The sequence below is a fragment of the Amycolatopsis sp. NPDC006125 genome, from assembly GCF_040614195.1.
GTDB lineage: Bacteria > Actinomycetota > Actinomycetes > Mycobacteriales > Pseudonocardiaceae > Amycolatopsis_E > Amycolatopsis_E tucumanensis.
Map to the genome: position 1 here is coordinate 1 of NZ_JBEXTZ010000193.1, position 6161 is coordinate 6161.

Sequence of the window (6161 nt, forward strand, 5' to 3'; positions counted from 1 at the left end):
CCGCGCAGCTGGTCGTCGTGTTGTTCACCGGCTCGGTCGCGCTGCTGGGCGACACCATCCACAACTTCGCCGACGCGCTCACCGCGGTCCCGGTCCGGATCAGCGCCTGCGTCGTCCGGTCGGCGGCTAGGTAGGCGTCCGCGGCCACGTTCACCACCCCGCGCAGCAGCGCCCACGGCTGCCACGCCGCCGGCGCGAGCGTGCGCCCCGCGCGGCGGGCGATCGCGTCGGCCAGCACGGTGGCCGCCTCCGTCGCCGTGATGCGGCGGCGCAGCGGCCGCGGCAGGCGTTTCTCCAGCGCCTGCCCGAGCGGGTCGTCGTCGAGGGTGGTGCGCGCCAGTTGCGTGTCGACGACCCCGAAGTAGGCGACCCCGGCCGTCACGCCGTGCCCGGCCAGCTCCAGCCGCAACGCGCGGCCCAGCTGTTCGGCCGCCGCCTTGCTCACCATGTACGCCGCGCCGCCAGGGCCGGGCACGAAAGCCGCCGCCGAGGACACCACCACCACGTGCCCCCGCCGGGCGATCAGGTGGTCCAGCGCGGGCCGCACGGTGTTGAACGCGCCGGTGACGTTGACCGCCAGCACCCGGTCGAACTCGCCCGGCTCGATCTGCCGCAGCGTCGCGGGCGGCGGGGTGACCCCGGCGTTGGCGACGACCACGTCCAGCCCGCCCGCGCGGCCGGCCAGACCCCGCACCGCCGACGCGATCCCGTCCCGGTCCCGCACGTCGGCGACCGCGGTGAGCACCCGGTCCCCCAGTTCCTCCGCGGCCGCCTCCAGCGCGGCGCCGTCGCGGTCGACGAGCGCCACCACCGCGCCCCGCGCGTGCAGGACCCGCGCGAGCGCCCGCCCGATGCCGGCGCCGCCGCCGGTGATCAGCACCGTCCGTCCCGCGACGCGGTAGGTCCGCCCGCCGGGGAGCGGTAGTCCGAGGTCGCGCAGTGTCGCGAGCACTACGGTCACCGCCACCCGTGCCGGACCGCGATCAGCACCCGCACCAGCGTGTCCGCCCACGGCGGCCGGCGGAACGACGTCAACGGCACCGGTGACGGGAACCGCTGCGCGGTGGTCGCGCGCGGGTAGGCGAACTCACGCAGCCCGTCCGCGCCGTGCACCCGCCCGAAGCCGGACGCCCCAGTGCCGCCCAGCGGCAGCGCGGGCACGGTCGCGTGCGCGACGAAGGCGTTGACCGACACGGCGCCGGACCGGATCCGCCGCGCGATCGCCTCGCCGTTACGGCGGGAGAAGACCGTCGCGCCGAGCCCGTACCGGCTGCGGTTGGTGAGTTCGACCGCTTCGTCCATGTCGGCGACCGCGGTCACGGTCAGCGTGGGCCCGAACGTCTCCTCGGTGACCGCGGCGCTGTCCTCGGGCACGCCGGTGAGGATCGTCGGCTCGACGAACCGGCCCCGCACGGCGTCCGGCCCGCCCAGCACCGCGCGGCCGCCGCGGTCCAGCGCGTCGCGGATGTGGCTGTCGATGACCTCCACCTGGCCGGGCATGGTGACCGGCCCGATGTGCTCGCCGGCCCGCACCCCACGCGCCAGAGCGACGACCTTCTCCAGGAACGCGTCATGCACGTCCCGGTGGACGTACACCCGCTCGACCGCCAGGCAGGTCTGACCGGCGTTGGACATGCCGCCCCACACCGCGGCGTCCGCGGCCGCGTCCAAATCGGCGTCGGCGTCCACGAGCAGGGCGTCCTTGCCGCCGCACTCCATCAGCACCGGCGTGACCGACTCGGCGCAGGCGGCCATGACCCGGCGGCCGGTCGCGGTGGAGCCGGTGAAGCCGATCTTGTCCACACCGGACCGGCACAACGCGGCGCCGGTTCGGCCGTCGCCGGTGACGACCCCCAGCACCGACGCGTCGCCGAACGCCTCGCCCAGCCAGCGGCCGACCTCGGGCGTGTACTCGCTGGGCTTGAACACCACCGTGTTGCCCGCGGCGAGCGCGGCCGCGATCGAGCCCAGCGGCGTGAAGACCGGGTAGTTCCACGGCCCGATCACACCGACCACGCCGTAGGGCCGGTACTCGACCACGCACTTGTGGTTGGCGGTGAGCGCGCCGGGCCGCACCGTGCGCGGGCCGAGCACGGCCTCGGCATTGCGTTCGGCCCACGCCAGGTGCTCCAGAGCCATCGCGATCTCCAGCATCGCGTCCGGCAGCGGTTTGCCCATCTCGCGGTGGATCAGCCCGGCCAGCTCGGTCGCGCCCCGGGCGATGGCCCGCCGCCAGGCTCGCAAGCGCCGGGACCGCCCGGTGAAGCCGAGCTCGGCCCAGCCCGGCGCGGCCGCTCGCGCTCCCTGCACGGCGGCCGTGACGCCGGTGGTCACGTCGTGGTCGACGACAGTCATGACACTCCTCAGAGATCGAGAACGAGACGGCCGGTGGCGCGGGAGACGCAGACGAGCATCGCGTCGTCGCGTTCGGCTGGGGTGAGCAGACGGTCGCGGTGATCCACCTCGCCGTCGAGCACGCGGACCTTGCAGGTGCCGCAGAACCCCTGACGGCACGAGTACGGCACGTCCAGCACCCGGCCGATCGCGGCGAGAGCGCTTTCTTCCGCACCCACCTCCACCGTCTTCCCACTGCGACGCAGGTGGACCTCGAACGGCCTCCCGCCCTCCACCACCGGCGGGCTGAACCGCTCGGTGTGCAGGGACGCCGTGGGGTTGATCGCGCGCAGGATCCGCTGCGCCCCGGCCGTCAACGGCGGCGGACCACACAGGTAGACCGCGGCCCCCGGCTCGGCGAGGGAGAGGATCTCCCGCAGGTCGGGCGGACCGCACTCGTCGTCGGGGCGGACCTCGGCGTCGTCCAGTTCGGACAGGAACGGCATGGTCGCCCTTGACCGTCCTAAGTAGACAAGGAGACCGCGGCGGGCACGGACCATCGGCAGGATCGGCGTGATGCCGATGCCCGCGGCGACGAACAGGTAGGACGGCGCGTTCCCGACCAGGGAAAACGCATTGCGCGGCCCGCGCACCCGGAGCCGGTCGCCTTCTCGCAGGTCGTGCATCTCCCGCGAGCCCGCACCGAGACGCCGCACGGCGATGCGGTAAGTCGCTTCGGCCGGATCGCCGCACAACGAATACGCGCGCTGGAGCCCCGACGGCAGGAACACGTCCAGGTGCGCGCCCGGCAGCCACGCCGGCAGGTCGTCGCCCGCCAACGTCAGGCTGACGACGTCCTCGGCCTCCTGCCGCACCCGCTGGACCACGACGTCGAGGTCGTAACCGGTGCGCCGCACCGGATTCGGCCGCGACAGCAGCGGCGCGACCGGCCCGGCGGCGAACACCCGCCGGTACGTGCCGCTGGCCGCCGCGGCCAGGCGCATGCCCGCGGTGGTCATGCGGCGTTGGCGGCCGGCGACTGGGCCAGGTAGCGGACGGCCTTGTCCATGCTGCCCATCTGCGACGGGTGGAAGCTGGGCCGCAGGTACTTCGGGATCTCGGTGAGGAAGATCGACAGCTTGGGCGTCACGCCGCGGCGGGTGGCGCTGATCAGTTCGCGCCACCACGGCCCGCCCTTGTCCTGGGTGGGATCGGCGTTGTAGAGGTAGCGGCCGGTGCCGACGAACAGCACGGCGAGGGTGAAGCTGGCGATCAACGCCGTGCGCACGCGGCGGGCGTAGCCGCCGTCGACGTGCATGAAGGCGTCGAAGGCGACGTTGCGGTGCTCGACCTCCTCCGCGCCGTGCCAGCGGATCAGGTCCAGCATGACCGGGTGCATGCCTGCGCGCTCCAGGTGGTCGGCGCCGAGCAGCCACTCCCCCACCACCGCCGTGTAGTGCTCCATCGCGGCGAACAGGCCGAGCCGCTCGCACAGCCACGCGTGCTTAGCCTTGCCGGACAGGCCGTGGTCGCCGAGGACCCGGTCGACGAGCCAGTCCATCTTGCGGGCGACCGGTTCGACGGGCAGGCCGAGCTCGGCGAGGTGGCCCCGGGCGCCTTCGTGGGACGAGGCGTGCACGGCTTCCTGCCCGACGAAACCGGTGACCTCCTCGCGCAGCCGCGGGTCGTCGATCAGCGGCAGCGCCTCGGCCAGTGCCGCCGACATGGCGCGCTCGCCCTCGGGGAGCACCAGGTGCATCACGTTGATCAGGTGCGTGGCCATGGGCTCGCCGGGGATGTAGTGCAGCGGCACGTCGTCCCAGGAGAAGTGCACGTCGCGCGCGGCGATCGCGTAGGCCTCCTCCGTGTAGCGCCGGGCGCCGCGGGGGTCGATGCGGGGTTTGCCGATGCGGAACATCACGCCGTCCTCTCCAGGTGGTAGTCGGCGAGGTCGACCCGCCGGGTGGTGGCACGGAAGGTGCGGTTGAAACCGGGGAAGAAGGTGAAGTTGCGGCCCGCGGAGTCGAGGTAGTAGCTGCGGCAGCCGCCGGTGTTCCACACGGAGTTGCGCAGGCCGTGATCGACGCGCCGCACGTAGTCCTGCTGCGCCGTCGCCTTCACCTCCAGTGTGGACAGTCCTCTTCGGTCCATTTCGCGAAGGCAGTCGAGGATGTAGGCGACCTGGGCTTCGATCGTGACGACCTGGGAGGTGTAGACGACCGAGTTCGGCCCGAGCAGCAGGAAGAAGTTGGGGAAGCCGGCGACCGTGGTGCCCAGGTAGGCGCGCGGGCTGCCGTTCCAGACCTCGGCCAGGGTGCGGCCGTCCCGGCCGCGCAGCCGGGTGAAGCCGGGGTGGTCGGTCATGCGGAAACCGGTGCCGAAAACGATCGTGTCGGCCGGGTGCTCGGCGCCGTCGCCGGTGACGATGCCGCGTTCGGTCACCTCCTTGATCGGCTCGGTGACGACGTCGGTGTTGGGCTGGGCCAGCGCCGGGTAGTAGGCGTTGGAGAAGGTGGGGCGCTTGCAGCCGAACGCGTAGGACGGGGTGAGCTTGGCGCGCAGCCGCGGGTCGCGGACCTGGCGGCGCAGGTGGGCGCGGGCGACGGCCTCCATGCCCTTGAGCAGCAGCGGCTGGTGCACCAGGCCCGGCACGAGGGCTTCCTGCACCAGGTCGAACCCGGTGCGGGCGAGGCTCAGCGCGCCGGGGACCTGGCCGAGGAGGCGGCGCGGCAGACCGGTGACCGGGCGGTCCGGGTGGGGCATGATCCAGGTCGGGGTGCGCTGGAAGACGGTGAGGCGCGCGACCCGCGGCTGAAGCTGCGGGATGATCTGCACGGCGGAGGCACCGGTGCCGACGACCGCGACGCGCCGGCCGTCGAGGTTCTGGTCGTGGTCCCAAGTGGACGTGTGGAAGGTGGTGCCCCGGAAGCGGTTCAGGCCCGGCAGGTCCGGCACCGCGGGTTCGCTGAAGGGGCCGATCGCGCCGACGAGCACCTGCGCTTCCCAGGCGCCCCGGTCGGTGCTGATGTGCCAGGCTCCGTCCCGCCAGCTCGCTTCGCGGACCTCGTGGCGCAGGCGGAGGTGGGGCGTGATGCCGAAGTCTTCGGCGCAGCGGCGCAGGTAGTCGCGGATCTCCGGCTGGTACGGGTAGAGGCGGCTCCAGCGCGGGTTCGGCGCGAACGAGAACGAGTACAGGATGGACGGGATGTCGCACTGCGCGCCCGGATAGGTGTTGGCGTGCCAGGTGCCGCCCACGTCGGCGGCGCGTTCGAGGACGACGAAGTCGTCGATGCCGGCGCGCTTGAGGCCGATCGCGGTGCCCAGCCCCCCGAACCCGGCGCCGATGATCGCCACCCGGACTCGCTCACGCATGGAAGCCTCCTCGCTGCCTGGTACTCCGCCGACGGTAAAAGAGACATCGGGTGATGTCAACATCAGGTGATGTCAGGTTTGAGAGGGGTGTTCGGGCACTCGCGGGGTGGTGCAGGTCGAGCGGATGCGGGCGGATGCGCCTGCGCGGGGGAGGTCAGGCGGAGTGGGCCCGCGGGGGCGGGGGCCCGGCCAGGCGGCGCGCGCCGGCGAGGTGGCATGAGCCGGGCGGATGCGCCTGCGTAGGGCAGGCCAGGCGGCGCGCGCCTGCGGGGTGCCATAAGCCGGGCGGATGCGCCGGTGTGCGGGGCAGGTCAGGCGGCGCGCGCCGGCGAGGTGGCATGAGCCGGGCGGATGCGCCTGTGCGTCACGTTGACGCGGATCAGGTTCTCGCCCGACACCCAGGTGGCCCGGTACACGATCGGCGAGGCGACGAGCTTGTGGAACACCACCTGCGG

At 73.2% G+C, this 6161-nt stretch carries 4 protein-coding genes and 2 pseudogenes; 1 reads left to right on the plus strand and 5 read right to left on the minus strand.

What is annotated here, in order from left to right; all coding sequences use genetic code 11:
* A pseudogene (locus ABZ193_RS42975) lies at positions 1–128 on the plus strand (cation diffusion facilitator family transporter); the annotation flags it as partial.
* Positions 129–130: 2 nt separating this feature from the next.
* On the opposite strand, the pseudogene ABZ193_RS42980 reads toward ABZ193_RS42975, so the two are convergent.
* The 5 genes and pseudogenes from ABZ193_RS42980 to ABZ193_RS43000 all read right to left on the minus strand — a co-directional run.
* A pseudogene (locus tag ABZ193_RS42980) lies at positions 131–1012 on the minus strand (short-chain dehydrogenase/reductase); the annotation flags it as partial.
* On the minus strand, positions 958–2355 hold the full coding sequence (locus tag ABZ193_RS42985; protein ID WP_354714575.1) for an aldehyde dehydrogenase family protein: 1398 nt from the start codon (positions 2353–2355) through the stop codon (positions 958–960). The pseudogene ABZ193_RS42980 and the gene ABZ193_RS42985, both read right to left, overlap by 55 nt.
* Positions 2356–2363: 8 nt before the next feature.
* Entirely contained in the window at positions 2364–3353 is a 990-nt protein-coding gene (locus ABZ193_RS42990) for a PDR/VanB family oxidoreductase (protein WP_354714576.1), read from the minus strand.
* Positions 3350–4252: a metal-dependent hydrolase gene (locus tag ABZ193_RS42995; RefSeq protein ID WP_237335387.1), complete on the minus strand. Its 903-nt coding sequence runs from the start codon at positions 4250–4252 to the stop codon at positions 3350–3352. The genes ABZ193_RS42990 and ABZ193_RS42995 overlap by 4 nt, the downstream gene beginning before the upstream one ends.
* Entirely contained in the window at positions 4252–5706 is a 1455-nt protein-coding gene (locus ABZ193_RS43000; RefSeq protein WP_354714578.1) for an NAD(P)/FAD-dependent oxidoreductase, read from the minus strand. The genes ABZ193_RS42995 and ABZ193_RS43000 overlap by 1 nt, the downstream gene beginning before the upstream one ends.
* Between the last annotated feature and the right edge of the window lie 455 nt (positions 5707–6161).

Bases quoted from the DNA above. Each gene is read 5' to 3' on its own strand.
- ABZ193_RS42990 (WP_354714576.1), bottom strand. From the start codon at position 3,353: ATGACCACCGCGGGCATGCGCCTGGCCGCGGCGGCCAGCGGCACGTAC.
- ABZ193_RS42995 (WP_237335387.1), bottom strand. From the start codon at position 4,252: ATGTTCCGCATCGGCAAACCCCGCATCGACCCCCGCGGCGCCCGGCGC.
- ABZ193_RS42985 (WP_354714575.1), bottom strand. From the start codon at position 2,355: ATGACTGTCGTCGACCACGACGTGACCACCGGCGTCACGGCCGCCGTG.
- ABZ193_RS43000 (WP_354714578.1), bottom strand. From the start codon at position 5,706: ATGCGTGAGCGAGTCCGGGTGGCGATCATCGGCGCCGGGTTCGGGGGG.